General features: G+C 59.0%; 26 protein-coding genes. 17 read left to right on the top strand and 9 right to left on the bottom strand.

The genetic code is table 11. The annotated features are described in order from the left end of the window. From AC2FLZ_RS14120 to rarD, 9 genes are all read left to right on the top strand, one after another. Positions 1-199, top strand: a 199-nt coding sequence (locus tag AC2FLZ_RS14120; RefSeq protein WP_496882304.1) for a cupin domain-containing protein, incomplete at its 5' end; no start/stop codon positions are given. Further along, positions 199-822: a LysE family translocator gene (locus AC2FLZ_RS14115; protein ID WP_496715720.1), complete on the top strand. Its 624-nt coding sequence runs from the start codon at positions 199-201 to the stop codon at positions 820-822. The genes AC2FLZ_RS14120 and AC2FLZ_RS14115, both read left to right, overlap by 1 nt. A 4-nt stretch (positions 823-826) precedes the next feature. Further along, positions 827-1,207 carry a GFA family protein gene (locus tag AC2FLZ_RS14110; RefSeq protein ID WP_480474125.1) on the top strand — a complete coding sequence of 127 codons (381 nt, stop codon included), beginning with the start codon at positions 827-829 and terminating at the stop codon, positions 1,205-1,207. A 15-nt stretch (positions 1,208-1,222) separates the two neighbouring features. Next, entirely contained in the window at positions 1,223-3,670 is a 2,448-nt protein-coding gene (locus tag AC2FLZ_RS14105) for a GcvT family protein (protein ID WP_496715719.1), read from the top strand. Between the two features lie 14 nt (positions 3,671-3,684). Beyond that, entirely contained in the window at positions 3,685-4,719 is a 1,035-nt protein-coding gene (locus AC2FLZ_RS14100) for an alcohol dehydrogenase catalytic domain-containing protein (RefSeq protein ID WP_496809473.1), read from the top strand. Between the two features lie 11 nt (positions 4,720-4,730). Beyond that, positions 4,731-5,624 (top strand): homocysteine S-methyltransferase family protein, encoded by an 894-nt coding sequence (locus AC2FLZ_RS14095; protein WP_480606246.1) that lies wholly within the window; start codon positions 4,731-4,733, stop codon positions 5,622-5,624. 10 nt (positions 5,625-5,634) lie between these two features. Next, positions 5,635-6,609, top strand: coding sequence for a GlxA family transcriptional regulator (locus tag AC2FLZ_RS14090; protein WP_480606243.1), 975 nt, complete (start codon positions 5,635-5,637; stop codon positions 6,607-6,609). Positions 6,610-6,698: 89 nt separating this feature from the next. Continuing rightward, positions 6,699-9,152 (top strand): GcvT family protein, encoded by a 2,454-nt coding sequence (locus AC2FLZ_RS14085; RefSeq protein WP_496715717.1) that lies wholly within the window; start codon positions 6,699-6,701, stop codon positions 9,150-9,152. 259 nt (positions 9,153-9,411) lie between these two features. Then, positions 9,412-10,317, top strand: coding sequence for an EamA family transporter RarD (rarD, locus tag AC2FLZ_RS14080; RefSeq protein WP_496809472.1), 906 nt, complete (start codon positions 9,412-9,414; stop codon positions 10,315-10,317). Here the strand turns inward: rarD and AC2FLZ_RS14075 are convergent. Next, positions 10,314-11,018: an SGNH/GDSL hydrolase family protein gene (locus tag AC2FLZ_RS14075; protein WP_496882303.1), complete on the bottom strand. Its 705-nt coding sequence runs from the start codon at positions 11,016-11,018 to the stop codon at positions 10,314-10,316. The genes rarD and AC2FLZ_RS14075 overlap by 4 nt on opposite strands. Before the next feature lie 7 nt (positions 11,019-11,025). Further along, entirely contained in the window at positions 11,026-11,436 is a 411-nt protein-coding gene (locus tag AC2FLZ_RS14070) for a nuclear transport factor 2 family protein (protein ID WP_480622522.1), read from the bottom strand. Positions 11,437-11,528: 92 nt separating this feature from the next. Between AC2FLZ_RS14070 and AC2FLZ_RS14065 the strand changes: the two genes are divergently transcribed. Continuing rightward, entirely contained in the window at positions 11,529-12,176 is a 648-nt protein-coding gene (locus AC2FLZ_RS14065; protein ID WP_496882302.1) for an RluA family pseudouridine synthase, read from the top strand. Positions 12,177-12,178: 2 nt separating this feature from the next. Here the strand turns inward: AC2FLZ_RS14065 and AC2FLZ_RS14060 are convergent, their stop codons facing one another. Further along, entirely contained in the window at positions 12,179-12,370 is a 192-nt protein-coding gene (locus AC2FLZ_RS14060; RefSeq protein ID WP_496882301.1) for a hypothetical protein, read from the bottom strand. Between the two features lie 104 nt (positions 12,371-12,474). Here AC2FLZ_RS14060 and AC2FLZ_RS14055 point away from each other — a divergent pair, with 104 nt between their 5' ends. From AC2FLZ_RS14055 to AC2FLZ_RS14040, 4 genes are all read left to right on the top strand, one after another. Next, a complete protein-coding gene (locus AC2FLZ_RS14055) occupies positions 12,475-13,167 on the top strand; it encodes a helix-turn-helix transcriptional regulator (protein WP_480555054.1) in 693 nt (230 codons plus the stop codon). 125 nt (positions 13,168-13,292) lie between these two features. Then, entirely contained in the window at positions 13,293-13,964 is a 672-nt protein-coding gene (locus AC2FLZ_RS14050; RefSeq protein ID WP_209505259.1) for a YiaD family glycine zipper/OmpA-like lipoprotein, read from the top strand. A gap of 122 nt (positions 13,965-14,086) precedes the next feature. Then, positions 14,087-14,629: an NADPH-dependent FMN reductase gene (locus AC2FLZ_RS14045; protein ID WP_496809471.1), complete on the top strand. Its 543-nt coding sequence runs from the start codon at positions 14,087-14,089 to the stop codon at positions 14,627-14,629. Between the two features lie 15 nt (positions 14,630-14,644). After that, positions 14,645-15,436 carry an HTD2 family dehydratase gene (locus AC2FLZ_RS14040; RefSeq protein ID WP_480474114.1) on the top strand — a complete coding sequence of 264 codons (792 nt, stop codon included), beginning with the start codon at positions 14,645-14,647 and terminating at the stop codon, positions 15,434-15,436. Here the strand turns inward: AC2FLZ_RS14040 and AC2FLZ_RS14035 are convergent. Continuing rightward, positions 15,428-16,462, bottom strand: a complete 1,035-nt coding sequence (locus AC2FLZ_RS14035; protein WP_496882300.1) for an NAD(P)/FAD-dependent oxidoreductase — start codon at positions 16,460-16,462, stop codon at positions 15,428-15,430. The two genes, AC2FLZ_RS14040 and AC2FLZ_RS14035, sit on opposite strands and share 9 nt — an antisense overlap. A gap of 55 nt (positions 16,463-16,517) precedes the next feature. Here AC2FLZ_RS14035 and mnmC2 point away from each other — a divergent pair, with 55 nt between their 5' ends. Beyond that, complete coding sequence (mnmC2, locus tag AC2FLZ_RS14030; RefSeq protein ID WP_480517800.1) at positions 16,518-17,183, top strand: tRNA (5-methylaminomethyl-2-thiouridine)(34)-methyltransferase MnmC2; 666 nt, start codon at positions 16,518-16,520, stop codon at positions 17,181-17,183. Further along, positions 17,180-18,049, top strand: a complete 870-nt coding sequence (locus tag AC2FLZ_RS14025) for a DMT family transporter (protein WP_496715712.1) — start codon at positions 17,180-17,182, stop codon at positions 18,047-18,049. The genes mnmC2 and AC2FLZ_RS14025 overlap by 4 nt, the downstream gene beginning before the upstream one ends. Here AC2FLZ_RS14025 and AC2FLZ_RS14020 read toward each other — a convergent pair. Continuing rightward, entirely contained in the window at positions 18,023-19,996 is a 1,974-nt protein-coding gene (locus tag AC2FLZ_RS14020; RefSeq protein ID WP_480474110.1) for a lytic transglycosylase domain-containing protein, read from the bottom strand. The genes AC2FLZ_RS14025 and AC2FLZ_RS14020 overlap by 27 nt on opposite strands. A gap of 133 nt (positions 19,997-20,129) precedes the next feature. Between AC2FLZ_RS14020 and dapA the strand changes: the two genes are divergently transcribed. After that, positions 20,130-21,002: a 4-hydroxy-tetrahydrodipicolinate synthase gene (dapA, locus tag AC2FLZ_RS14015; RefSeq protein WP_496809468.1), complete on the top strand. Its 873-nt coding sequence runs from the start codon at positions 20,130-20,132 to the stop codon at positions 21,000-21,002. 133 nt (positions 21,003-21,135) lie between these two features. Here the strand turns inward: dapA and AC2FLZ_RS14010 are convergent, their stop codons facing one another. The 4 genes from AC2FLZ_RS14010 to pta form a co-directional block, all read right to left on the bottom strand. Beyond that, positions 21,136-22,008, bottom strand: coding sequence for a dimethyl sulfoxide reductase anchor subunit family protein (locus AC2FLZ_RS14010; RefSeq protein ID WP_496882299.1), 873 nt, complete (start codon positions 22,006-22,008; stop codon positions 21,136-21,138). Continuing rightward, positions 22,008-22,757, bottom strand: coding sequence for a 4Fe-4S dicluster domain-containing protein (locus AC2FLZ_RS14005; RefSeq protein WP_496809466.1), 750 nt, complete (start codon positions 22,755-22,757; stop codon positions 22,008-22,010). Before AC2FLZ_RS14005 ends, AC2FLZ_RS14010 begins: the two co-directional genes overlap by 1 nt. 109 nt (positions 22,758-22,866) lie before the next feature. Continuing rightward, entirely contained in the window at positions 22,867-25,686 is a 2,820-nt protein-coding gene (locus tag AC2FLZ_RS14000; protein WP_496809465.1) for a molybdopterin oxidoreductase family protein, read from the bottom strand. A 90-nt stretch (positions 25,687-25,776) separates the two neighbouring features. Next, positions 25,777-26,778 (bottom strand): phosphate acetyltransferase, encoded by a 1,002-nt coding sequence (pta, locus tag AC2FLZ_RS13995; RefSeq protein ID WP_496882305.1) that lies wholly within the window; start codon positions 26,776-26,778, stop codon positions 25,777-25,779. Positions 26,779-26,782 lie beyond the last annotated feature (4 nt).

Here is a 26,782-nt window from a genome sequence, read left to right as displayed (position 1 = left end):
GATGCAGACACCGGCCAATCGTCCGACACAGGAAGTCGGATACATGATCTCGGGCAAGTTGGACCTGACAATCGGGGCGCGCGCGTTCACGGTTGGGCCAGGTGACAGTTTTCGGATCCGACACGAACCTTATCAATGGGCCAACCCTTACGACGAGCCCGCTGCGGCCATCTGGGTCATCGCCCCGCCGGTCTACTGATGTCGTTCGAAGCCTGGACCATATTTGCGTTTTTCTGGGTGGTTTTCGTAACCACGCCGGGCCCAAATGCGGTCAATTGCATCTCGAACGGGATGAGCCTTCCGTTCCCAAAGGCAATGCTGGGCGTATTGGCAATTCTCACGCAAGCCAGCGCCTTTCTGATCCTGTCTGCGCTGGGTGTGACGGCGCTGATCGCCGCATCGCCGACCGGGTTCTTTGTCGCCAAGCTGATTGGTGCGGGGTTTTTGATCTGGTTGGGCATTCGCGGATGGATGAATGCAACAAAACCCGCACCAGCCTCCGAGCGTCCGGCGCGACATGTCTATCTGCACGCGCTGGCAGTGGCAACGATCAATCCCAAAAGCGTCGCCGGATACCTGGCCGCGTTTTCGCAGTTCGTTCAGCCCGAGGTCCCGGTCTGGCAGCAGATGGGGGTTATCATGCCTACCGCGCTGATCATCACCACACTCAGCTACACCGGCTTTACGGCGCTGGGCGCCTTGATGGGCAGGGCAGCGCTGAGCGCCGTGTTCAATATCTGGGTGCGCCGGATCATGGCGGTCTGTTTTGTCATCTACGGTGTGTTGTTGGGAACCAGCACCACACCCGCAATAAGGGGGTAGTCAAATGCACAAGGGATCCTGCCTTTGCGGCTCGGTCGCGTTCACGATTGACGGAGACCTGTCGCTGCCTTCGGTCTGCCATTGCGGACAGTGCCGCAGACAGTCGGGCCATTTCTGGGCTTCGACCTCAACCCATCAGGACAACCTGAGTTTCTCGGCCAGCGACACGCTAAGCTGGTATCGCGCGTCTGACATCGCCCGACGGGGGTTCTGCAGCAAATGTGGCTCGTTTCTCTTCTGGCAACACAACCAGGAGGACACGATTTCGATCTCCATGGGCGCACTCGATGCTCCCACGGGTTTAAAGCTCTCAAAGCACATCTTTGTGGCTGACAAGGGCGATTATTACGACATCACGGACGATCTGCCTCAAGAGGCACAGTAACAAGGATCAAAACGCATGAGTGATTTTCCAACAAAAGCCCGCGTGGTCATTATCGGCGGTGGCGTGGTGGGGGCTTCCTCGCTATATCATCTGGCCAAGAAGGGCTGGACCGATTGTGTTCTGCTGGAAAAGAACGAGCTGACTGCCGGGTCGACCTGGCATGCGGCAGGGAACGTTCCGACCTTTTCGACCTCATGGGCGATCATGAACATGCAGCGCTATTCGACCGAGCTGTATGCGCGTCTGGGTGAAGAAGTCGATTATCCGATGAACTACCACCAGACCGGTTCGATCCGACTGGCGCATTCGAAAGAACGTGTGCAGGAGTTCGAGCGCGCCATGGCGATGGGCCGGTATCAGGGGATTCCCATGGAGATGTGGACTCCGGAAGAAGCGAAAGAGCGCTATCCCTTCCTGGAAACGCACGATCTTGAAGGTGTTCTCTACGACCCGACGGATGGTGATATCGATCCGGCGCAGCTGACGCAGGCGCTGGCCAAGGGCGCGCGCGATATGGGGCAGAAGATCATCCGTTTCTGCCCGGCGACTGGCGTGACACAGCATGACGACGGCACCTGGACCGTGCACACGGACAAAGGCGATATAGCCTGTGACTATGTTGTGAACGCAGCCGGGTATTATGCGCAGCGTGTGGGCGAATGGTTCAAGCCCTTCGGTGGCCGCACCGTTCCGGCAATGGTCATGAGCCACCAGTACCTGCTGACCGATGAAATCCCCGAGATCGAAGCATGGACCAAGCAAAGCGGTGCCAAGCTGCCGCTGCTGCGTGATGTGGATGTCTCTTACTACCTGCGGCAGGAAAAGAACGGCTTCAACCTTGGTCCTTACGAGCCCAACTGCAAGGGCCACTGGATGACCGAAGACGATCCGATGCCTGACGATTTCAGCTTTCAGCTGTGGAATGACGATCTGGACCGCATCGAAGATATCGTCACCGATGCGATGGAACGGGTGCCGCTGATGGCAACCTCGGGTGTTGGGCGCGTTATCAACGGGCCGATCCCCTATGCGCCTGACGGGCTGCCGCTGATCGGCCCGATGCCCGGTGTGAAAAACGCGTTCGAGGCACATACTTTCACCTTCGGCATCGCGCAGGGCGGTGGCGCAGGCAAGGTTCTGGCCGAATGGGTCGTTGATGGCGCGACCGAATGGGATATGTGGGCCGTCGATCCGCGCCGCTATACCGATTACACCGATCAGGATTATTGCAACCAGAAAGGCATGGAAGTCTATGGCAACGAATATGCCATGCACTTCCCGCACCATGAATGGCCCGCCGCGCGCGACAAGAAACTGTCACCCGTGCATGACAGGGTCAAGGCGCTGGGTGGCGTAATGGGCGCCTATAACGGCTGGGAACGCGCCAACTGGTTTGCCCAGCCCGGCGATGACACCTCGCTCGAGGCGACCCACACCTGGGGTCGGTCCGGTCCGTGGGAACAGCGGATCAAGGAAGAATGCGAAGCTGTGCGCGATCATTGTGGCGTGTTGGACCTGCCGGGCTTCTCGCGCTTCATGGTCAAGGGTAACGGCGCTGCCGAAGCTCTGCGCGGCCTTGCAACCGGCGGGCTGCCAAAGGTCGGTCGGATGAACCTCATCTATGTCTCGGACGACCGTGGCCGCATCCTGACCGAAATGTCCTGCATCCGGCTGGGTGAAGAAGAGTTCATCATGATCACGGCGGCGACTGCGCAATGGCATGATCGTGATATCCTGATGAAGGCAATGCCTGCCGGGGTCTCAATCGAAGATGTCACCACCACGCGCGACACGCTGATTGTGACTGGCCCGAAATCGCGTGAGATCCTGTCGTCAATGACCGACGCCGATCTGACTTCGGGATGGCTGACCCACCAGTCCGCCACCGTCGCCGGCCAACCCGCCTATCTGATCCGCGTTTCCTTTGCCGGTGAACTGGGATGGGAGGTGCATGCACTGAACGAACACATGCCTGCAATCTACGACGCGATCATCGATGCCGGTGCCAAGCCGTTTGGAATGTATGCGCTGAACTCGCTGCGGATCGAAAAAGGGTACCGCGCCTGGAAGGGCGATCTGTCGACCGACTATTCCCTGCTTGAAGGCGGGTTGGAACGGTTCGTCAAGCTCGACAAACCACAGGACTTCCCGGGCAAGGCGGCAATCCTGGACGAAAAGCAGCGAGGCGTGAAAAAGTCCTTCGTCACCCTGACCGTTGATGCAGGCGATTGCGACGCGCCGTATATGTCCTGTATCTGGCAAGGCGATGAGATCATCGGCGAAACCACATCCGGCGCATGGGGCTACCGCGTTGGCAAATCCATCGCGCTGGGCATGATCCGGGCCGAGTTTGCCAATCCCGGAACTGAGCTTGAGGTCGAAATCTACGGTCAGAAATGCCGCGCCGTGGTAGAGCTGGATCAACCGCTCTGGGACCCCGAGAACGAGCGGTTGCGGGCGTGACGCGTTTGGCGACCATGTCCGGCGTCTATCTGACCGGCCATGGCGGACCAGAGGCGCTGGAATGGCGCGACGATATCCCTGTCCCGGCCCCTGGGCCGGGGCAGGTGCTTGTTCGGGTCGCCGCGGCAGGGGTCAATAACACGGATATCAACACAAGGGTCGGCTGGTATTCATCGGATGTCACCGGCGGGACGGATGCCGTCGATCAGGATATTGAAGCCGGAGGGTGGGGCGGCGCACTGAACTTTCCCCGCATTCAGGGCGGCGATCTGTGCGGGATCGTTGAAGAAGTCGGGCCAAACACGGGGTTCAAAAAGGGCCAGCGTGTGACGTGCCCGATCAACCTTCCGCGTCCGCGCCCCGGCAACCCTCAGGGCTTTATTGCGCTCGGGTCAGAGATTGATGGGGCCTTTGCCCAATACTGTCTGGTTGAAGCAAATGATCTTTACGACGTAAGTGCATCGCCCCTGTCTGATGTTGAAATTGCGGCCATTCCCTGCGCCTTTGGTACTGCCGATAACCTGCTGACGCGCGCGGGCGTGACGTCTGGGCAAAAAGTTCTGATCACTGGCGCGTCAGGCGGCGTCGGTCTGGCGGCGGTGCAGCTTGCGGCGCTGCGCGGAGCATCGGTTTGGGGTGTGACGGCTGCAGAGAAGGCAGAGGTCGTCAGATCCCAAGGCGCGTTGGGCACATTCGGCCGGGATGAACTGCCGCCGCAGGATATGTTCGACGCGGTTATAGATGTTGTTGGCGGGCCCGCATGGGCATCGCTGATCCTTGCTCTAAAACCCGGCGGGCACTACGCGGTTTCTGGGGCAATCGCCGGCCCGATTGTCGAGGCTGATCTGCGGGACATCTATTTGCGCGACATCACCGTTCACGGCTGCACGCATCAGGCACCCGAAGTCTTTGGCCGCCTAGTGGAGTTGATGAATACCGGACGGATCAAGCCACTGGTTTCCCGAACCTACCCGTTGAAGGATATCGTCCGCGCACAGGCTGATTTTCAGGCAAAGACCCTTCCGGGTAAACTCGTGCTGCTGCCTTAAGGAGCTACGACATGACAAAGATCACTCTGTTGGACGGTTCAATCGGACAGGAATTGGTCAAACGCAGCGGAGACCGGGCGACGCCACTATGGTCCACACGTGTGATGATCGACCACCCTGATCTGGTCGGCGCGGTGCATGGCGACTACTTCCGTCGTGGTGCCACGGTTGCCACCACCAATACCTATGCCGTCCACCGTTCACGCCTGGTGCGAGTGGGGATGGAGGACCAGATGCCCGCCCTTATCGACACTGCCCTGACACAGGCCGAACGTGCTCGTACTTCGACCGGGGGGCGGATTGCGGGGTCTCTGGGGCCGCTTCTTGCATCTTACCGACCCGACCTGAATCCCGACCCGGCAGATGCGGCGGGAAAGTTTGCTGAACTTGTGGCTTTGATGGCTGCGCGCGTCGATCTGTTTCTGATCGAGACAGTATCTTCGGTGCAGGAGGCCGAGGGTGCGCTGCGTGGAACGACCGGATGTGGCAAACCAGTCTGGCTGTCATTCACGGTCAATGACGAAGATGGCAGCCGCCTCAGGTCCGGCGAACCGCTCAGGGATGTCGCGCCCTTGGTTGCAGAGTTTTCACCTGATGCGCTGCTGATTAATTGTTCGCGCCCCGAAGCGATCCCAGCTGCTCTGGACATCCTGTCCGGCATGAACAAGCCTTATGGTGCCTATGCCAACGGCTTTACACATATTTCGGATGAGTTTCTAAAGGACGCGCCGACAGTGGATGCGTTGGATCAACGCCATGATCTTGGTCCCGATGCCTATGCGGATCACGTCATGCGTTGGGTCGATCAGGGGGCCACGATTGTCGGTGGATGCTGCGAGATCGGCCCGGACCACATCGAAGCGCTGGCCAAGCGGTTGCGTACTGCCGGGCATGAGATCGTCTAAGGTGACAGCGATGAGGAAAGTTGCTTCTGAATCACCGCAGGCGATACAGCAACATTTCGATATTTTGGTCGCACCCGGATTTGTGCTGCTTGAACTGGCCTCATTGGTCGAGGTTCTCAGGTTGGCAAATCGTGTGTGTCCGAAGCCGCCGTTCACTTTTGCCTATCGGTCGCTCAAAGGTGGCCCGATCTCCAGCAGCAGCGACGCGGTGGTGCAAACGGAACGCGTGCAGACGCAGCCCAAGGCGAATTATCTTTTTGTGATCGGCAATTCTGACCCGGATCACCCGGACTTGTCTTTGGGGCGGGTGGTGTCGGATTACACCTTCCGGGATGCCAAGGTGTTTCTGCTGGCGGAAGCCGCCAGCCGGTATATCGACGAACAGGGTACAGACGACTTGGCAACCCACTGGGAGAATGCCTCGTTCCTGCGGGAACGCGGGGCCCGGTTTGAAGCCAAACTGTCGATTGCAACCGAACAGGGCGCCGTTGTGACCTGTGCCGGAATGGAGGCGACAACAGATATCGCGCTGGCAGTGATCGGCCGTCATATCTCGGGGCCCGCAAAAATGACCGTGGCGGACATCATGTTGCATGAAAACATCCGGGATTTCGCCTCGATGCAGCCATTCTCTGGGGTAAAGTTGACGGCGACCGGAGATGTGAAGCTGGATCAGTGCATCAAGCTCATGCAGGCCAATATCGAAGACCCTCTGCCGATCAATCAGATCGTCGATTCGCTGCAACTGTCGAACCGCTCGCTTGAGCGTAAGTTCAAAACCTTCTTTGGCACCACGCCCAACGGATTCTATCGTGAAATGCGGCTGGCCAAGGCCAATAACCTGCTTCTGAACACCACTATGAGCGTTCGCGAAATCGGATTGGCCTGCGGTTTTCCGAACGGGTTTTCCTCTGTTTACAAAAGCTTCTTCGGAGTCACGCCTTTTGTCGTTCGACGTGAAAAGCGGGCCGCGACACATCGGTGAAAACTGCTGATCTTGTGACGTTTTTGGTGCATTTGTTGTCGATCTTCCGTGGCAGTTTACGCCAAACCTGACACAGCGGAGATTTCAGGATGGTTGATCTTCCCAGCAAGGCCCGAGTGGTCATCATCGGTGGCGGCGTCATCGGATGTTCGGTCGCGTATCATCTGACCAAGAAGGGCTGGACTGATGTTGTTCTTCTAGAGCGCAAGCAACTGACCAGCGGCACCACCTGGCACGCGGCGGGCCTGATCGGGCAACTGCGCGCGTCTTCCAACATGACCAAACTGGCGCGCTATTCCGCAGAGCTCTATCTGGGTCTCGAGGAAGAGACCGGTGTCGCTACCGGCCTGCGTCAGGTTGGATCCGTTTCGGTCGCCCTGACCAGTGAGCGGTTGGAAGAGCTTCACCGAAATGCGGCAATGGCCCGCGCCTTTGGCGTGCCGGTCGAAGAGCTGTCACCGACCGAAGTCAAAGAGCGATATGAGCATATCAACCTCGACGGTGTGGCAGGTGGCGTCTGGTTGCCGACCGATGGCCAGGCGGATCCTGCTAATATTGCCTTGGCGTTGGCCAAGGGTGCGCGTCAACGCGGTGGGATGATCAAGGAACGGGTGAAGGTGACCGGGATTTCCCGGCACGGACGGCGTGCAACCGGTGTCGACTGGGTCAGTGATGACGGGCAGTCCCAAGGGCATATCGCCTGCGATATGGTTGTTAATTGCGCGGGAATGTGGGGGCGCGAGATAGGCAAGATGGCCGGTGTGAATGTGCCGCTGCATGCCTGCGAACATTTCTACATCGTCTCTGAACCCATTGAAGGGTTGAGCCAGATGCCGGTTCTGCGGGTGCCAGATGAATGCGCCTACTACAAGGAAGATGCAGGCAAAATGATGCTGGGCGCATTCGAGCCCAATGCCAAACCCTGGGCCATGAACGGTATTCCAGACAGCTTCGAGTTCGACCAACTGCCCGAGGATTTCGACCACTTCGAACCGATCCTCGAAGCGGCCTGCAACCGGATGCCAATGCTGTCCGAGGCGGGTATTCACACCTTCTTCAACGGCCCTGAATCCTTTACTCCCGACGACGCCTATCACCTGGGTCTGGCACCCGAGATGGACAATGTCTGGGTCGCGGCCGGGTTCAACTCGATCGGTATCCAGTCCGCCGGTGGCGCGGGCATGTCGCTGGCCGAGTGGATGGATACCGGTGAAAAGCCCTTTGATCTGGGCGACGTGGATATCGGTCGGATGCAGCCGTTTCAGGGCAATAAGAAGTACCTTTTTGAACGCTCAAAGGAAACGTTGGGACTGCTCTACGCCGATCACTATCCCTATCGCCAGAAAGCCACCGCGCGTGGTGTGCGCCGAACCCCGTTCCACCATCACCTGAAAGAACAAGGCGCCGTTTTTGGCGAACTCGCAGGTTGGGAACGCGCCAATTGGTACGCGAATGAAGGGCAGGAGCGCGAATACCGGTACAGCTGGAAACGCCAGAACTGGTTCGAGAATTCCGCTGCCGAGCACAGAGCCGTGCGCGAGAATGTGGGCATGTATGACATGTCTTCCTTCGGCAAGATTCGCGTGGAAGGCCCTGACGCTGAAAAGTTCATGAACTACATCGGCGGGGGAGACTACTCGGTCCCTGTCGGCAAGATCGTCTATACGCAGTTTTTGAACCGCACGGGCGGGATCGAAGCGGACGTCACCGTGACCCGCCTGACCGAAACTACCTATCTGGTCGTGACCCCCGCAGCCACGCGCTTGGCGGATCAGACATGGATGATGCGCCATGTCGGGAATTTCAACGTGGTCATTACGGATGTCACAGCGGGTGAAGGCGTTCTCGCTGTCATGGGGCCAAACGCTCGGGCTCTGCTGGAAAAAGTCTCGCCCAACGATTTCACAAACGCGAACAACCCCTTTGGCACCGCGCAGGAAATTGAGATCGGCATGGGCCTCGCCCGCGCTCATCGTGTGACCTATGTGGGTGAGCTTGGGTGGGAAATCTATGTTTCCTCGGACATGGCGGGCCACGTCTTCGAGACGCTGCATGAGGCCGGTCAGGACATGGGGCTGAAGCTGTGTGGTATGCACATGATGGACAGCTGCCGGATCGAAAAGGGATTCCGCCATTTCGGCCATGATATCACCTGTGAGGATCACGTGGTTGATGCTGGTCTTGGCTTTGCCGTCAAGGTGGACAAAGGTTGTGATTTTATCGGGCGTGAGGCGGTGATTGCACGAAAAGAAAGCGGCCCCAAAAGCCGTCTGGTACAGTTCCGTCTGACCGACCCTGAACCGCTGTTGTTCCACAACGAGCCGATCGTGCGTGATGGCGAATATGTCGGCTACCTGAGTTCCGGCAACTACGGTCACAGCCTCGGCGGTGCCATCGGAATGGGCTATGTACCGTGCGAAGGTGAAAAGGCCGCAGACGTTCTGGGTTCAACCTATGAGATCGATGTTTGCGGCGTGAAGGTCAAAGCCGAAGCATCGCTTAAACCGATGTATGACCCGAAATCCGAACGGGTGAAGGTCTGACAGACAGGGCTGGGGGCTCTGCCCCCGCCGCCCGTGCCGGGCGACTCCCCCGGGATATTTTGGGCCAGATGAAGTGCGGATCCCTTGCTTCACCTGGCTCTAAATATCCTGGAGCGCGAGGCAGAGCCTCGCATTTTGGCGGCAACAGCTGCGGTCAGCTAACTTATCACAAATCGTTATGTGACACTTCACTGTTTTCAGAGTTTTCAATCCGTTCAGTTCTGCCGTAAACGAAACCGGTATCAACCGGAGAACATTCGTGACAGACACGCCTTTACCACCACAGAATGCGGACACGCCCAAAGGTCTGGCTTTGGCTATCACGGCGTATGTCCTGTGGGGATTTCTGCCGCTTTATATGAAGGCGATGGATCACATTGGACCGGTTGAGGTGGTGGCGCATCGGGTTATCTGGTCTGTTCCGGTTGCAGGTTTGCTTCTGGTCGCGCTGGGGCGTACCCGGGACTTGAAAGCTGCACTGGGCAATCCCCGGATGCTGGCCATGGCGGCTTTGACGGCGGCGCTGATTTCCGTGAACTGGGCGATTTATGTTTGGGCGATCTCGACGGGGCACGCGCTGGAAGCGGCGCTTGGGTATTACATCAACCCGCTTTTCAGTATTGCGTTGGGCGCAATTCTGCTGCGTGAGCCCTTGACTCGGACCCAATTGTTTGCGGTGGGGCTTGCCGCGCTGGGCGTTCTTGTGCTTGTGCTTGAGGCAGGGCGGCTTCCCTGGGCGGCGCTGAGTTTGATGGTCAGCTGGGGTTTCTATGCGTTCTTCAAGAGATCCCTTCCAATTGGTCCCAACCAGGGCTTTCTGCTTGAGGTCCTGATCCTTTTGATCCCGGCCTTGGCTTATGTCACCTGGCTGGGCGTGCAAGGCACAGGCCATTTTGGGGTCGCGATGTCTGATACCCTACTGTTGTCCTGCGCCGGTATCGTCACGGCGGTTCCATTGCTGGTCTATGCGAACGGGGCCAAGCTGGTGCGCCTGTCGACCATGGGCATCCTGCAGTACATTGCGCCGACTATGATTTTCATTACAGCCATCACTCTGTTTGGTGAGAAAATCGACACCGGACGCATGATCGCATTCCCCCTGATCTGGGTGGCTTTGGTCATTTACTCGATCCCGATGATCCGGCAGGCGCGGGCTCAGGCCTAAAGCAACAGGCGTGCTGCAGCGTCTGCCCACAGCGCATAGGCCCGGGGGCTTGGGTGATACCCGTCCGGTGCCGCCAGGGCCGGGTCGTCGGGCAGATCAAGCCTTAGATGTTGCACGTGTGAATGGACGGAAACAACCTGTTGCAACGCGTTATCCAGCCGCGCAGCCTGACGGCCAAGCACCCAGGCCAATGGGTGTGGCAGGGCCGGAAACCTGTTCATTTGCGGAACGCCGGTGATGATAATGCGACGCGCCCCCAGGTCTTTTGTCAGGATGTTGATAAGCTGCGCCTGACGATCCGCAAATGTGCGGCAAGAGACGGCGCGGGTGACGTCATTCACCCCCAAAGCGGTGACCACCGCATCGAATTCGCCCTTTATGCGCCTCAGGCGGTCAATTGTGTCCAGCGTCGTGTGCCCTGTGGTGGCCTCAAGTTGCCATTCAACCGTATGATGTCTGGTCAGCCGGTCCACAAGCTGCCCCGACAAGGCCTGCGCCTGAGTTCCCGCGCCCACTCCGGCCGCCGAGCTGTCGCCGGTGATCAGCAGACGCAGGCGGGGGCCACGCCCTGTTCGGCCCGCTCGCGGGCCAGTCGGCTCCGGCAAAAGTCGGGCATTGCGGCGCAACAAAAGGGCTTGCGCGGCCAGAATGGGCAACAAGGGCACACGTAAAACCTGGTCGGGTGCTATCAGAGTGCGCATCATCAAGTCACGTCAGGGCGTTTTTGAATTCCAGAAAACGAGCGTCAGTCATCACGCGCGCCATCATCGCCTCGCGTAATGCGCCGACTGTTTTGTAGGGGCGCATGGCCACTTCGAAGATTTGGATCAAACCATCCTCGTTCAGCGTAATGAGGTCAACGCCAATGCCGTCCAGATCTCCAATCTTGCATTGAAACTCCAGTGCCCAATCGTTGCCAGCGCCCATGATCCTGCGATACCGGAAGTCGGAAAAGACCTGCCCGACATGACCAAGAACGGCAGCCACAGGTGCGCGCCCGGTCCAGGTGCTGTAATAGGTTGGTGGCAGGAACTGCACATCTTCGGCCAGCAGATCGTGGATCTGCGCCTCATCGCCCTTGGCGACAACCTCTTGCAGTCGTTCAATTGTGGGGTGCATGTCCTGTCCTCCTGCGCAGAAGTTCACCGAACATGATCGGGCGCGCAAGGACGACGTTGCGGGAAGGTGCGTGCTGAGATAGGCAGGCCCGCATGAGCGAAACCTATGCCCCCCCGCAAACCGCGCTGGACGTGCTGCACGAAGATGCGCAGCTGATTGTGGTGAACAAACCGTCAGGTCTGCTTTCCGTGCCGGGGCGGGGCGAGCATCTGGCTGATTGCCTTCTGACACGCGTGCAGGCAGCTTTCCCTCAGGCGTTGCTTGTGCATCGACTGGACCGGGACACATCAGGTGTCATGGTTTTTGCCCAAACACCCCATGCGCAGCGGCATCTGAGTATGCAGTTCGAGAAGCGGCAGACCCGGAAAACCTATATTGCCCGTGTCTGGGGGCGGATGGAGGCAAAGACCGGCACCGTTGACCTGCCGTTGATCGTGGACTGGCCTAACCGACCCAGACAAATGGTGTGTCATGATACGGGTAAACCTGCTGTCACCGATTGGCGCGTCGTGAAACATGAGGGCGAGACCTCTCGCCTACGTTTGTTTCCCAAAACCGGGCGGTCTCATCAGTTGCGCGTTCATATGCAGGCATTGGGTCACCCGATTCTGGGCGATCCGTTCTATGCAACAGGTGCGGCAAGGGAATTTCCCAGATTGATGCTGCATTCCGAAGAACTGCGCCTGAAGCATCCCGAGGGCGGGCACTCGATGAAATTTCGCGCCCAGCCCGATTTCTGATCTCAGACAATTCCGGCCCACAGCATCTTCAGGTTGCCCAGCGAAATGCGTCTTGTTCGTTTCGTCGAAACCGGCTGGCGGCAATGGCGCTCCTGCGCGAGCTCACGTTCAATCTCGAAGGCACGCAGTGTGTGATCCTGTGACCATTGACCAAGCTTCAGTGTCATCATGACGTGGTTGTCGAAGTGCGGCATTTCTTGGCTCCTTGTGTGATATCCACCCATTATCGCGCGTCACTGCTGACAGCATGTTGTCAGTGGGGTGTGCTAGGGTGTCAGCAGAGTGTCAGGAGAATGCGATGCGCCGTTCGACCCGTTTGTTTGAAATCATCCAGATTCTGCGGGCCGCAGGTGCGCCGGTCACGGCAGAAGCGCTGGCTGCCCGGCTGGAGGTGTCCATGCGCACCGTCTATCGTGACATTGCCGAATTGCAGGCCCAGCGAACACCCATCGAAGGTGAGGCCGGTGTCGGCTACATGATGCGGCGTGGTTACGATTTGCCGCCGCTGAATTTTGACGCCGAAGAGGTTGAGGCTCTGTGGGTTGGCCTGTCTCTTCTGGCGCGCACCGGCGACAGCCACTTGCAGCGCGCTGCAAGTCGAATCTGTCGGAAGATCGATGCACTGCATAGCCCGACCGATTGGTTGCAGGTTTCACCCTGGGGGGCTCCGGCGGATGATCCCGAGAAGGGATGTGTTTCTGTTTCGCATTATCGCGAAGCTATTCGGGCAGAACGGAAAATTCGCATCACTTACGTAGATGGTGAAGGCGAACAAACCATCCGCGTGGTGCGCCCGCTGGCGCTGATCTATCATATCGAATGCACGTTGCTGGCAGGGTGGTGCGAAATGCGAAACGGCTTTCGCCATTTCAGAACCGATCGCATCTGGTCCAGTGAATACACTGACGAAGGATTTCTGGGACAGGGTAAATCTTTGCGTGATCTCTGGCAGGAACAACAGCACGCGGGCACCTTTGCGGAACCGGTATGAATGGCCTTTGGCGGGTATTCGCCTATTTCACCGCATTGTTGCTTGAGCCTGTGAGCAAGCGCAGTGATATACTGGGTGAAATGGATCAAGCCCGAAGAACGGGTACCGGAGCAGAAGGTGATATCATGACGATTTCAAAGTTTTTTCTGGCGACAGGCCTGTGTTCAATCATGGCGGTGACGGCCTGTACCGATCCGGGCACCCTGACCGTTCAGAACGACCCCAACAAAAATACGAAGCAGGGTGCGGTTCTGGGTGGCCTTATCGGCGCGGGTGTCGGCGCGATTGCCAATAACTCGAACCCGGGTCTTGGGGCGCTGGCCGGTGCCGCCATTGGTGCCACGGGTGGCGGTCTGATCGGCAACCAGTTGGACAAGCAGGCTGCGGAATTGCGTCAGCAACTGGCAAATGACGGGATTACAATCGTCAATGCGGGTGACCGGCTGATCGTGACCGTCCCGAATGACATTACGTTTGACACGGACAGCTCGACCGTGCGCCCGGCGCTGCGGGCGGATCTGGTGAAAGTGGGCCAGAACCTTGTCAACTATCCCAACTCGAACGTGCAGATCATTGGTCATACCGACAGCGACGGCGACGCGTCTTATAATCAGGGATTGTCCGAGCGTCGCGCAAACGCGGTCGCGGATATCCTGCAAGCCAATGGTGTCAGCTACAGCCGTATCAGAACCTACGGTCAGGGTGAAAACAACCCGGTCGCGTCCAACCTAACGCCGCAAGGAAAAGCGCAAAACCGGCGGGTTGAGATTGTTGTGGTCCCCAGCGGAAACGCGTGATCCTGAAACGCAGGACCGGTCTGGCCCGGCCGCTGTTGCGCAATGAGTGTGCGTCAATGGGGGTTTGGTCGGGGTCAATCTCGGTCTAACTATTGGGAAACACTGAAACGGAGTTGTCCCTGATGTCTCAACCGACCCTGCTTGGCCTGTCCGGCTCCCTGCGCAAGGACGCGACGAACCGCAAGCTGCTGCGCGAAGCGGCCCGGTTGTTCGACCCTGTCAGCTATGCCGAAGCAGACCTGAACCTGCCGCTTTATGATGGCGATCTGGAGGATGCCGTAGGGATACCGGCATCTGTTCAGATGCTGGCCGACCAGATCGGGCAGGCGGATGCGGTGATCATCTCGACGCCCGAATACAACAAAGGGCCTTCGGGCGTTCTGAAAAACGCGCTGGACTGGGTCAGCCGGACGAAAGGCAATCCATGGGCGGGCAAGCCGGTTGCCGTGATGTCGGCGGCGGGTGGCCGCGCTGGTGGGGAAAGGGCGCAGATGATCCTGCGCGCTTGCATGGTGCCCTTTCAGCCCCGCATCTTGCAGGGTCCGGAAATCCACCTCGCTGACAGTTCGAATGAATTCGACGAACAGGGAAAGTTGCTGTCCGAACGGTATGAAAAGTCACTGCACATGCTGATGCAGAAACTCAGGGTCGAGGCCGGTTTCTGAGCTTGGACTGCGCATATGTTGGAACAAAGTCAAAGCGATATCCTTGACCCGGCCCGTGCCGCTTCGTTTCAGGTTGCGTTGGGCTCTGAGCCAACAATTGCCAAAGGCTCAGCTCTGCCGCCATTCTTCCATCAGCTCTATTTCTGGGCGCCGCAACCGCCTGCTGCGCTGGGGCGGGATGGGCATCCCAAGGTGGGTGGCCTGATCCCGGATATGGGATTGCCCCGCAGAATGTGGGCCGGTGGGCAATTGGAATTTCATGCACCGCTGATCGCGGGTATCCCTGCTGACAGGACATCGGTTCTTGAAAACCAAAGCGCAAAAACAGGGCGCTCCGGACCGTTGGGTTTTGTCACGTTGCGGCATGAGATACGGCAAGGTGGCCAACTTTGTCTGACAGAATGGCAGGACCTTGTTTATCGTGAAGACCCCACGCCGGATGCAATAACTCAAACGCCGCCTCGTTCACGCACGGATGAAACGGATATCCACGCGGTTGCGTTCGATACCACCCTGCTGTTTCGCTACTCAGCGCTGACCTTCAACGGCCATCGCATTCACTACGATCTGGACTATGCGCGCGATGTGGAAGGATATGCAGGGCTGGTTGTGCACGGGCCACTTCTGGCGCAGCTTCTGATGCTGTTTGCAGTTGATCTTGGCGGACCACTCAAGTCGTTTTCTTTCCGTGCGACCTCGCCGTTGATGCATTTCGAGACTGCCCAGCTGTGCCGGAACGGTCAGGACATGTGGGTGCGCGGCCCGGATGGGCGGCAATGCATGAAAGCTGTGGCCCTATCACAGTGAGGCTCCGGGGCGGAAGTCATCGGGGATCGAATCCCTGTCCTCCAGCATCAGATCGGCCATAACATCGGCCACTTTCGGAGCCATGCCAAAGCCGATCTTGAAACCGCCATTGGCGATGAACTGACCCTGATGCAACGGATGCAGGCCTAACACCGGGGCGCGGCTTTTGCTGCGGGGACGCACCCCGGCCCAACGTTCGATCACCTCGGCCCCGTGCAAAAGCGGCAGCGCGCGCGTGGCCCGGTCTATGATATCGTCCAATGCACTGTCTGTGCTGGTTGGGTCGTCATAGTCCCGTTCAGACGTTGATCCGATTGCAAGCGTTCCGTCCGCATGTGGCACGATATGGACCGCATCCGCGAAAAGCTGTGGCACCTCTCCCGCGTCAAAGCGCAACAGGGCGGCCTGACCTTTGACACCGTTTCCGACGGTCTTTCCGTAGGCGTCGTTCAGTTCAAGTAATCCGGCTAGGCCCGTGGCGTGGACAACCTGCCCTTTATCATCAGCGCTACTGACAACGTGGACACCCATGACCTCAAGGGCTGCAACCAGAGCGGCGCAGGCCCGCCGGGGATGCATGCGCGCCGTCAGCGTATCGCGGATGACAAAGCCGGTGGGGCTGGGCGGGCACCACGATCCGGCCTGCGATGTGCTGATCACCCGCCATTCTGCCCGCCCCTGCCAAAGCTGATCGGCTGAACCTTCGCGTTGCCGGGCCAGATCCAGACTGCGGGCGTCAGGAATGGGTTGAAGACGGCCCAGCCGCCCGTAGCCGGGAGAAACGCCGCCGGTACCCTCGACCTGATGCCAAAAGGGTTCGGCCATGATCAGGCTGTCGAATTGGAAAGCTTTCTTAGCATTCCAGTTTTCAGGCACGTGCGGGGCCAAGGCCCCCACCAGACCGCCGCTGGACCCGGAGCCCGGCCCAAAAGGATCGACGACCTGCACCTTCGCGCCCCGACGGGCGCAGGTCCAGGCGATGGACAGGCCGAAAATTCCTGCCCCGCGAACCGTCACATCGATCATTGCCAATTCCCTTTTCCTTGTTCAGTGTCGCGCCGCTTAGCTACAGGATTCCCCGATGGCAGACCAGCATGCCGAATTGACGTGGACCGAGGATCAGATACCGGTCTCGGACCGTTTCGACGATCCCTATTACTCGTTGCAGAACGGGCTGGAAGAGACGCGCCATGTGTTTCTTGCAGGTAATGATCTGCCAGAACGTTTTGCGCCGGGGTTTCATATTGCCGAGCTGGGCTTTGGCACCGGTCTGAACCTGCTGACGGTCTGGTCTGAATGGGAGAAATCCGGCCAAACAGGGCCGCTTCGGTTCACCAGTTTCGAAGCCTTTCCCATGGCCACGGATGATATGCGTCACGCGCTTGAGGCCTTCCCCGAGTTGCACCCGTGGTGCAGCCGGTTTCTGGCCCATTGGACAGGTCGCGCGTGCAGTCTTGAAACCCTTCAATGCGAAGTGATCATCGGCGATGCGCGCAACAGCCTGCCGCAATGGACTGGCCTGGCCAACGCCTGGTTCCTCGACGGGTTCTCTCCTGCCAAGAACCCAGAATTGTGGGGGGCAGATCTGATGCAGCAAGTGGCGGCGCATACAGCCACCGATGGTACCGCAGCCACATATACGGCCGCCGGGTTTGTTCGACGCGGGCTTCAGGATGCCGGTTTCACCGTCACCCGTACATCCGGTTATGGCCGAAAGAGGCACATGACGCGGGCGCTCAAGGCATGACGCAGAAAAACAATGCAGGTGCGGGTATCGCCCTGATGGTGGGCGCGACGATTGTCTTTGCCTTGCAGGACGGTATCTCACGCCATTTGGCCGGAACCTATAACACCTACATGGTGGTGATGATCCGCTATTGGTTCTTCGCGGCCTTTGTCATTGCGTTGGCGGCGCGATCCTCAGGCGGGTTAAAGGCGGCCATGCAGACGAACCAGATGGGTCTTCAGATCCTGCGGGGCCTGCTGCTGGCCACCGAGATCTGCGTCGCCGTATTTGGTTTCACAGTGCTCGGTCTGATCGACAGTATGGCCGTTTTCATAAGCTATCCCCTGCTTGTCGCGGCGCTGAGCGGTCCGGTTCTGGACGAAAAGGTCGGATGGCGGCGCTGGGTCGCGATCGGCGTTGGTTGCATTGGTGTTCTGATCATTCTGCAGCCGGGCGTTGGTGTCTTTGATCCTTGGGCCGTCATACCGCTGATCTCGGCGTTTTTGTTTGCGATCTATGGCCTGCTGACGCGCTATGTCGCACGTCAGGATAGCACGGCCACCAGCTTTTTCTGGACCGGCGTCGTTGGCGCCGTCGCCATGACTCTGTTTGGAATGTGGTTCTGGGAGCCAATGGCCCGCAGCGACTGGCTCTGGATGGCGTTGCTGTGCGTCAGCGGGGCAACGGGGCACTGGCTGCTGATCAAATGTTATGAGATGGCCGAAGCCAGCGCCGTCCAACCCTTTGCCTATTTTCACCTGGTCTGGAGCGCGATTCTGGGGATTTCGATCTTTGGTGAAACACTGCGCCCTGAAGTTGTCGCGGGCGCAGCGATTGTTGTAGCCGCAGGGCTTTTTACCTTATGGCGCGAACGCCGCCAGCGATGATCCGATCAGTTCCTGCGAAAACGGAACCGGCAGGGCGGGCTGCCCCAGTCGGGCGCGGTAGACCGGCAAGCTTTCGGTCACGCGCATCACATAGTTGCGCGTCTCATCGAACGGAATGGTCTCGATCCAGTCTACGATATCCACCTCGCCGGTGCGTGGATCACCATAGCGTTCCATCCACGAGATCGGGCGCTTTGGACCAGCATTGTAACCCGCCGCCATCATGACGACATTCCCGTTGAACTCGGTCGCAAGGCCCGAAAGATAGTTGGCGCCAAGCTTGGCGTTGTATTGCCAGTCCGACGTCAACCGACCGGTCTGATGGCCGCTGAGTATCCCCAGCTCTCCGGCCACCAGCTTGGCCGTTGCGGGCATCACCTGCATCAGGCCGCGCGCACCCGCGCCGCTGACGACAACCGGATCAAATTCGCTTTCGCGCCGTGCGATGGCCAGCGTCATTTCCTTGGCCATTGGCAGACGCATGTCGGCCACCGGATGAACCGGGTAGTAGGCCGCAGGCAAAATGGTGCCCGTGGTCGCAGCCCGCTTGGCGATCATCACAGCCAGATGCGGCTGCTTAAGTTCAATTGCAAGGTCGCCCAACTGGTTGGCCTGCACAGGGTCAAGACCTTCGACAAGATGGGTCAGGAACCTCTCGGACAAGTTGTCTTCCCCGGCCTTCAGCAACAGCAGCCCGGCTTCCAGGACGCTGGATTCGGCGAACTCAGCCTGACGCCAGTGCGGCGCGCGACGCGGATTGGCCAGTTCCTTGTCAAATGGCCGTCCGATCCGTTCCGCCGCAAGCAGACCATAAAAAGAGGTCTGATGATCCGCGCCCATCGCATAGGCCTCATAGGCTTTGTCTGCTTCCCCAAGCTCGGCGTAAGCTCGCCCCAGCCAATAGCCGCCGCGCCCTTTCGAGATCGGCGATTGCACGGCATTCGAAAAATTCTGGAAGTGCCGCACGGCTGTGGCAGGGTCATTCAGTTTGCGCAGGGCCAGAAACCCGGCCAGCCACTCGAGATCCGCATAGGAATATCCCATTTCGGGGGTCATATGGTGCTTGGCCGCCACGTCATAAGCGCGCGCCGCTCGCCCCGATCGCATCTCGAGCCGGGCCAGACGGCGGCGTCCCTCGGCCCATTTGTCAGGCTCGCCCAGAGCCTCCGGTCCGGTTGACCGTGCCAGCATCAGGTCGACGGCGCTGTCATCCAGTTCTTTCTTGTCCCGCCAGACAAAACGGTCGAATGCCAGCCCCGGCGCATCTGCCAGCGACTTCGGTACCGCCGCCACCTTGCCGTCTACGCCTGGCTGGCGTTTCTGCAACGCGATTCGCGCTTCGGCCAGCTTGCGCTCATCCGTGCTGACCAGGGGCAGCATCTGTTCTGCGCTGACCAAATGGCCATCCCACAGCATCCGGTCCAGCCGCGCGGCATGGTGTGGCTTCAGCAGTTTGGCAAAATTCTCCAGATAGTCCTTTTGCAACCCCGACCCCATCGGCATGGTACGCCAGGCTGTCACGATGTCGGCTTCCGCCTCGCCAATGCGCCCTTTGGCCTTAAGGGCCACCGCATAGTTCAGCGCGCCTTCAGCAGTCTGAGGAGTCAAGCCAGCGTAAAACTTCAGAACCCTGTCGGGATCGGCCCCGGTAAAGACCGGCTCACTCTTGCGGCGCAGCCAATCCAGCCCGGGCCAATCCGGGCGGCGTTCGAGAAACACCAGCACATCGCCCGAGCTGCCAAACCCCTCACGCAGCCAGTGCCAGACAATGACATCGCGCGGGACCGAGCCGCGCTGGCCCGATACGCGCAGTGCCGCGTTCCAGTCGCCCTTGCGCATTTCATACAGCCCGGCGCGCAAATCACCGGCCGCATCCGCGCGTGCGGCTTGCGGTGTCGTCACTGCGTATAGAATCACACCAGTCAACAGTGCCAGAAAGCGTGTCATCCCTTGCATTTCCCAACCAACCGAGGATAGAGCCTGTGAGGATAAACCCTGCGCCGGCGGGATCAACTCACAAAGCTGGAAACGTGAGAGGCCGAGGCGCAAAAACCGCAATGTGCACCTTAAGGAGCGTGTCATGTTCAAAGGCTCGATGCCAGCTCTCGTCACTCCGTTCAACAACGGCGAGTTGGACCTGAAGACGCTTAAACATCTGGTCGAATGGCAGATCTCCGAAGGCTCGACCGGGCTGGTGCCCGTTGGAACCACCGGCGAAAGCCCGACGCTCAGCCATGACGAACACGAAACGGTCATCGAAGAAGTGGTCAAAACGGCTGCTGGCCGTGTTCCGGTTATTGCCGGTGCCGGGTCGAACAACACGGTCGAAGCCGTCCGGTTCGTTCAGTTCGCCGAAAAAGTTGGGGCCGATGCGGCGCTGGTTGTCACGCCTTACTACAACAAACCGACTCAACGCGGCCTGATCGCGCATTTCCAAGCCCTGCACGAGGCTGCGGATATTCCGATCATCATCTACAACATTCCCGGGCGATCGGTCATCGACATGACCCCCGCCACCATGGGCGAATTGGCCCGGTTGCCGCGTATTGTCGGGGTCAAGGATGCGACGGGCGATCTGGCGCGCGTCAGCCAGCAGCGTGCGATCTGTGGCAAGGACTTCTGCCAACTGTCCGGTGAAGACGCCACGGCACTGGGTTTCAATGCCCATGGCGGTGTCGGATGCATTTCAGTTACCGCAAACGTGGCCCCCAGACTCTGCGCCGAATTCCAGCAGGCCACATTGTCGGGCGATTATGCAAAGGCACTGGAATACCAGGACAAGCTGATGCCGCTGCACGAAGCGATCTTTATCGAACCCGGGTTGGTCGGCGCCAAATACGCGCTCAGCAAACTGGGTCTCTGCAGCACTGAAGTCCGATCGCCTCTGACCGAGCTGGAAGACAGCACAAAGGCCGCGATTGAAGCAGCAATAGCACACACGGGCCTCATCTGACCCGGTCTTCAGAAACCGGAAAAGGCGGCCTCGACTACCGAGCGCCGCCTTTTTCTTTTTCAGGATCCAGACTTCATCTGGCCAAAAATATCCCAGGGGAGTCGCGGTGTGCCGCGGCGGGGGCAGAGCCCCCTCAACGTTTGCCGTAATAAAGCCCCACGACATGTTCAGCCTGCGCAAAGAACAACCAGCGCGAGGTCGCGACACCCGCCAGATGCGATGCCACCGCCAGCAAGGCCAGTAAATGGTTGAATGGCAGGACCAGCAACAGAACCGGCAGGACAAAGGCCAATACAAACGAGATCAGCCGCAATTTCTGTGCATGTTTGCGCCCGACCACATGAACAAACTCACGCAGCAGATAGTTGGTACCGGTATGCGGTGGTTCGAACGCTCTGACTGTGCCCCGGTTACCCAAACCTGTCGCCGTGCCCAGATCCGTTCCGGATGCCTCCAGCGCTATGTCGCCTTTCTTCCAATACAAGAATTGAACCAAAGCGGCGATCAGCAGAAGCGGAATAGCAACACGTGTCTGGCCCGCCAGCAACGCACCACCCGCCAGGCTGAAGCTCAGGAACATGGCGGGGGTCAGGTTCATATTCCAGCGCGGGATGGTCTTGAGTTGCGTGTAGATCATCGATGTCGTGAACACGGTCGCCAGTGACATCAACGCTCCGACCCAACCCAGCAGGCTCCAATGCCGATCCAGAAACACTACGCCAATCGCATAAAGTCCCATGACGACCAGGGCGAGCACGGCACACCAGCCCTCACGGCTAAGCCAGCTGGTTTTCCATTGGGTAAAAGCCTTCCAGGCCCGTTCCGGGTGGCCGAGGTGGAAGGTCGAGGCCATCAGCCCTCCGACGGCCAGACCGTAAGCGATGGCGAAAAACACAAAAGCCACCCAACCCGAGACAGCCGGAAGGCCAAGACCAAGGAAGAAGAGCAGGCCGAAGCCCAGACCGGACAGAGTGGTGAAGAGGATGACGGAGGGTGCAGGATGCATCAGAGTTTCTCCAACGTCTTGTCGAGCCAGCCGAGGAAGCCCTTGGGCTCTTCAGCGACAGGTGCCAACAGCGGGGCCAGGATGTCGATCTGATCTTCCACCGTGTCTTTCGGGCGCGGTGGAAGATATTTGTTGACGGGTTTGGTGCCCATTTCGGGCATCAGGTCCATTCCGCCGCGTTCCGCAACAAGCTTGCTGACGTCGCTCTCCGGATTGCCCAGATCGCCAAAGTGCCGCGCGCCCGCCGGACAGGTTCGAACACAAGACGGAATCCGGTCCACCTCGGGCAGGTTCTCGTTGTAAATCCGGTCGACGCAGAGGGTGCATTTCTTCATCACCCCCTCGGCCTTATCCAGTTCACGCGCGCCATAGGGGCAGGACCAGGCACACAGGCCACACCCGATGCAGTCGCTTTCATTGACCAGCACGATGCCATCCTCGACCCGCTTGTAACTGGCCCCGGTTGGGCAGACGGTAACACAGGGCGCGTCTTCGCAGTGCAGGCAGGATTTCGGGAAATGGATCAGTTGCGCGTGCCCTTCCGCCGGTTGCACCTCGTAGGAATGCACGCGGTTCAGGAAAGTGCCCGACGGGTTGGCGCCATAGGCATCCTGATCGGACAGCGGCGCGCCGTAATTTTCCGTGTTCCAGCCCTTGCAGGAAATCACGCAGGCATGGCACCCAACGCAGGTGTCCAGGTCGATCACCAGACCCATCTTGCGCTCGGTGGAGTTCGGTAGCTGGGTCATGTCAGGATACCTGTGCTGTTGAGGACGGGTGAGGGGGCCAGCCCCCTCTTGAGCCTGCGGCTCAATTCACCCCCGGGATATTTGTGGCCAGATGAAGAGCGGGTCCGGGTCATTCGCCCACCTTCCACGCCAAATTCGCAGGGCCAGCTCCTACCGGTGATTTGATCGGGTCAAAATGAGGCTGGCTCTGAGCATCGGCGGGCGCGTCGGCCTTTTCGATTTTGACTTTCAGGTCAAACCATGCGGCCTGACCAGTAATGGGGTCGGAGTTGGCCCAGCGTAGCCCGTCGCCTTTTGGCGGCAATAATTCGTGGATCAGGTGGTTGAGCAAAAAGCCCTTAGTGGCCTCGGGCGCGTCATGCTGCAGGGCCCAGGCGCCTTTGCGTTTGCCGATGGCGTTCCATGTCCAGACGGTGTTTTCGTTCAGGGCGGCCATTTCCATCACAGGGACGGTAATCTCACCATGAGGGGATGTGATTTTGGCCCAATCTCCGTCGCTCAGGCCGTGCTTGTGCATCAGCTTGGTCGGAACATAGAGCGGGTTTCGCCCGTGCAACTGCCGCAGCCAGGCGTTTTGCGTGCCCCAGCTGTGATACATCGCCATCGGGCGCTGGGTCAGCGCGTTGACAGTGAAGCCGTCGTTGCCCTGCTGGTCTGTTTCGTACCAGATTGGAAGTGGGTCCATCGTGTCTTTGATCCGCTGGCGCAGATGATCAGGCGGCTGTCGGTCGCCATGGCCTTCGGCTGCCAGCTGAAACTTGCGCATCGGCTCGGAGTAGAGTTGGAATAGGTATGGCTGCGGGCTGTCATAGAGCCCCATGCCCACGGCCCATTCCTGATAGGCCGCATTCCATGGTTTGTAGTAATCCGCGCCTTGCGGGATATGCGCCACGTAGAAGCCGCCGTTCTCTATATAGCGGTTCAACTGATCCGGGTTGACTTCTCCGCGCCCTTCCTTGTCGGCATTTTCGCCACGGAACCCGGCTAGTGGGCCAATACCCGGCTTGCGTTCGTGATTGACGATATAGTCGGCGTAATCGACCCATTTTGCGCAGCCGTCTTCATGGGTGAAGCCCGGAAGTTTCATACGGTTTGCGAGATCGATCAATACTGACTGAAACCCGCGCACGTCACGGTCCGGTTCGATCACAGGCCAGCGGATTGCGTCAGCGGCCGCATCCGCCTCGCAAATCGGGCGATCCAGCAGCGAGATACAGTCGTGGCGTTCGAGGTAGGTTGTATCCGGAAGGACGAGGTCCGCGTAGGCCACCATCTCGGAAGAATAGGCGTCCGAATAGATGATGCGCGGGATCACGTAATCGCCGTTTTCACCCTTGTCCGTCAGCATCTCGATGACACCCTTGGTGTTCATGGTCGAGTTCCACGACATGTTTGCCATGTACATGAACAGCGTATCGATCTTGTACGGGTCGCCCGCATGTGCGTTCGAGATCACCATATGCATCAGCCCGTGGCTGGACATCGGGTTTTCCCAGGTGAAAGCCTTGTCGATCCGTGCGGGGCTGCCATCTTTCTTCAGCGCAAGGTGTTCCGGGCCGCGGACGAAACCCAGATGCGGGCCATCCAGGGGCGAGTTGGGCGTCACCTTGCAATGCGGTGTCGGGTGCGCCTCGATCGGTTTGGGGTAGGGGGGCTTGAAGCGGAAGCCGCCGGGAACCTCGACCGTGCCAAGGATGATCTGCAGCACATGCAGCGCGCGGCAGGTCTGGAAACCATTGGCATGAGCCGAAACGCCGCGCATCGAGTGCATCGCAACAGGGCGGCCAATCATCTTGGTGTGTTTCTCGCCCCGGAAATCGGTCCATTCGTGATCCAGCTCGAACGCCTCGTCAAAGGCGACGCGCGCCAGTTCCGCAGCAATCGCGCGAATGCGCTTGGCGGGAATACCGCATTTTTCGGCAACAGCTTCGGGCGCGTGTTCCTCAGACAGGTATTTTTCCGCCATCAAGTGAAACACAGGGCGATGAACGACACCGTCGTTTTCGTAGATCGCTGACAAATCCGGGCGAACGCCAGGCGTGTCGAAGGCCGTCAGCTTGCCTGTATTCCGGTCGATGACCAGGGGCTTTCCGTCATCGTCGCGCAGGAACAGGCCGTTTCCGGCGCCTTCGGACGCGTCCACCAAAACCGGGGCATTGGTGTAGCGGCTCAGATAGTCGAGATCGATCTTTCCGGCTTTCATCAGTACATGGATCAATGACAGGATGAACAGCCCGTCAGTTCCCGGTGTGATGCCGACCCAATCATCGGCGACGGCATTGTATCCGCTGCGGATGGGGTTGACGCCGATTACACGTGCGCCGCGCGCTTTGATCTTGCCAATACCCATTTTGATCGGGTTGGAGTCGTGGTCTTCGGCCACGCCAAACAACATGAACAGCTTGGTATGGTCCCAATCAGGCTGGCCGAATTCCCAGAACGCGCCGCCCATCGTATAGATGCCGCCCGCGGCCATGTTGACCGAACAGAAGCCGCCATGCGCCGCATAGTTGCAGGTTCCGAAATTTTGCGCCCAGAAGCTGGTAAAACTCTGACTTTGGTCCCGGCCGGTGAAAAAGGCCAGCTTTTCCGGGTTGTCTTTACGGATTGGCTCCAGCCAGCTGACAGCCAGTTCCAGCGCTTCGTCCCAGCCGATCTCCTCAAATTCACCCGAGCCACGCGGGCCGACCCGTTTCAGTGGCTTGCGCAGGCGCGAAGGGGCGTTGACCTGCATGATCCCGGCGGACCCCTTGGCACACAAGACGCCCTTGTTCACCGGGTGGTCGCGATTGCCTTCGATATAAGCAACCTTGCCGTCTTTCATGTGAACGTTGATGCCGCATCGGCAGGCGCACATGTAGCAGGTGGTCCTGCGGATTTCGTCCGAGACTTTCGGTGACGTATCAAGGATCGGCTGCTGATGGGTCATTTGCGGGTCCAGTTGGTTATGTCAGGAGGATTTTGTCAGTTTCCTCGGTATTTTAGAACATCGTTCCGGGAGCGGTGCGAAAATTAAGTGTTACAGTCTATTTGCCTGTAATGCGGTCACGGCGATCATCTGGGTCACATCCTCGGCGCTGCATCCGCGGGACAGGTCGTTGGCGGGTTTGGCCAGCCCCTGTAAGACCGGTCCGATGGCGGTGTAGCCCCCCAGTCTTTGGGTGATTTTGTAGCCGATATTGCCAGCATCAAGATTGGGAAAGATCATCACGTTGGCCTGCCCGGCGACAGACGAACCCGGTGATTTACGCTCACCAACCGAAGGTACAAAGGCGGCGTCGAATTGCAGTTCACCGTCGACGTTCAGGTCTGGCGCGGCCTGGCGCAGCATTTCTGTAGCCTCGATCACCTTTTCCACGTCCGGATGCTTGGCGCTGCCCTTCGTGGAAAAGCTGAGCATCGCGATCTTTGGATCGACCTGCAGCAGCGTCCGGGCCGATGTGGCGGATGCCATGGCAATCTTGCTCAGCTCGCCCGCGGTCGGATTGATGACCAGCCCGCAATCGGAATAGAGCATCGCCCGCGCCCCGGGCTGAGCGTTTTCCGGCGGGTACATCAGGAAAAAGGACGACACCATTCCTGCATCGGGGGCCATGCCAATCACTTGGATGGCTGCACGGACGATTTCGCCGGTCGTGTGAACGGCCCCTCCTACGGTGCCGGTGGCGCGTCCGCTGCGCACCAGCATGGCGGCATAGACGGGGGGTGTTTCAACGGCAGCACGGGCTTTGACCCGGTCGACGCCTTTATGCTGGCGCAGTTCGAAAAAGGTCTGGGCAAATTCTTCGGTCAGGTCCGAAGTCACAGGGTCATGGATCTCAACGCCGTGAGAGGCAGCAGCCCCCTGTTCTTTCAGGGACGCTTCGACTTCGGCGTGCGGGCCAACCAGAATGATATCGGCCAGATTGGCCTGATGCGCGTTGAGGGCTCCTTTGGTGATGCGGGGGTCGTTGCCTTCGCTGAGGGCGATTATGGGACGGGTGGCCGGAGCGTTTTGCCGCAACAGCTCGACGGGTGTCAGGGTC

The organism is Ruegeria sp. YKSF131, from assembly GCF_059612645.1.
The sequence above is the reverse complement of the archived record's forward strand: the minus strand, read 5'-3'. Positions and strand labels throughout refer to the sequence as shown.

Coding starts and splice junctions, on each gene's coding strand:
- AC2FLZ_RS14115 (WP_496715720.1), top strand. CDS start 199: ATGTCGTTCGAAGCCTGGACCATATTTGCGTTTTTCTGGGTGGTTTTC.
- AC2FLZ_RS14110 (WP_480474125.1), top strand. CDS start 827: ATGCACAAGGGATCCTGCCTTTGCGGCTCGGTCGCGTTCACGATTGAC.
- AC2FLZ_RS14105 (WP_496715719.1), top strand. CDS start 1,223: ATGAGTGATTTTCCAACAAAAGCCCGCGTGGTCATTATCGGCGGTGGC.
- AC2FLZ_RS14100 (WP_496809473.1), top strand. CDS start 3,685: ATGTCCGGCGTCTATCTGACCGGCCATGGCGGACCAGAGGCGCTGGAA.
- AC2FLZ_RS14095 (WP_480606246.1), top strand. CDS start 4,731: ATGACAAAGATCACTCTGTTGGACGGTTCAATCGGACAGGAATTGGTC.
- AC2FLZ_RS14090 (WP_480606243.1), top strand. CDS start 5,635: ATGAGGAAAGTTGCTTCTGAATCACCGCAGGCGATACAGCAACATTTC.
- AC2FLZ_RS14085 (WP_496715717.1), top strand. CDS start 6,699: ATGGTTGATCTTCCCAGCAAGGCCCGAGTGGTCATCATCGGTGGCGGC.
- AC2FLZ_RS14075 (WP_496882303.1), bottom strand. CDS start 11,018: ATGCGCACTCTGATAGCACCCGACCAGGTTTTACGTGTGCCCTTGTTG.
- AC2FLZ_RS14070 (WP_480622522.1), bottom strand. CDS start 11,436: ATGCACCCCACAATTGAACGACTGCAAGAGGTTGTCGCCAAGGGCGAT.
- AC2FLZ_RS14065 (WP_496882302.1), top strand. CDS start 11,529: ATGAGCGAAACCTATGCCCCCCCGCAAACCGCGCTGGACGTGCTGCAC.
- AC2FLZ_RS14060 (WP_496882301.1), bottom strand. CDS start 12,370: ATGCCGCACTTCGACAACCACGTCATGATGACACTGAAGCTTGGTCAA.
- AC2FLZ_RS14055 (WP_480555054.1), top strand. CDS start 12,475: ATGCGCCGTTCGACCCGTTTGTTTGAAATCATCCAGATTCTGCGGGCC.
- AC2FLZ_RS14050 (WP_209505259.1), top strand. CDS start 13,293: ATGACGATTTCAAAGTTTTTTCTGGCGACAGGCCTGTGTTCAATCATG.
- AC2FLZ_RS14045 (WP_496809471.1), top strand. CDS start 14,087: ATGTCTCAACCGACCCTGCTTGGCCTGTCCGGCTCCCTGCGCAAGGAC.
- AC2FLZ_RS14040 (WP_480474114.1), top strand. CDS start 14,645: ATGTTGGAACAAAGTCAAAGCGATATCCTTGACCCGGCCCGTGCCGCT.
- AC2FLZ_RS14035 (WP_496882300.1), bottom strand. CDS start 16,462: ATGATCGATGTGACGGTTCGCGGGGCAGGAATTTTCGGCCTGTCCATC.
- mnmC2 (WP_480517800.1), top strand. CDS start 16,518: ATGGCAGACCAGCATGCCGAATTGACGTGGACCGAGGATCAGATACCG.
- AC2FLZ_RS14025 (WP_496715712.1), top strand. CDS start 17,180: ATGACGCAGAAAAACAATGCAGGTGCGGGTATCGCCCTGATGGTGGGC.
- AC2FLZ_RS14020 (WP_480474110.1), bottom strand. CDS start 19,996: ATGACACGCTTTCTGGCACTGTTGACTGGTGTGATTCTATACGCAGTG.
- dapA (WP_496809468.1), top strand. CDS start 20,130: ATGTTCAAAGGCTCGATGCCAGCTCTCGTCACTCCGTTCAACAACGGC.
- AC2FLZ_RS14010 (WP_496882299.1), bottom strand. CDS start 22,008: ATGCATCCTGCACCCTCCGTCATCCTCTTCACCACTCTGTCCGGTCTG.
- AC2FLZ_RS14005 (WP_496809466.1), bottom strand. CDS start 22,757: ATGACCCAGCTACCGAACTCCACCGAGCGCAAGATGGGTCTGGTGATC.
- AC2FLZ_RS14000 (WP_496809465.1), bottom strand. CDS start 25,686: ATGACCCATCAGCAGCCGATCCTTGATACGTCACCGAAAGTCTCGGAC.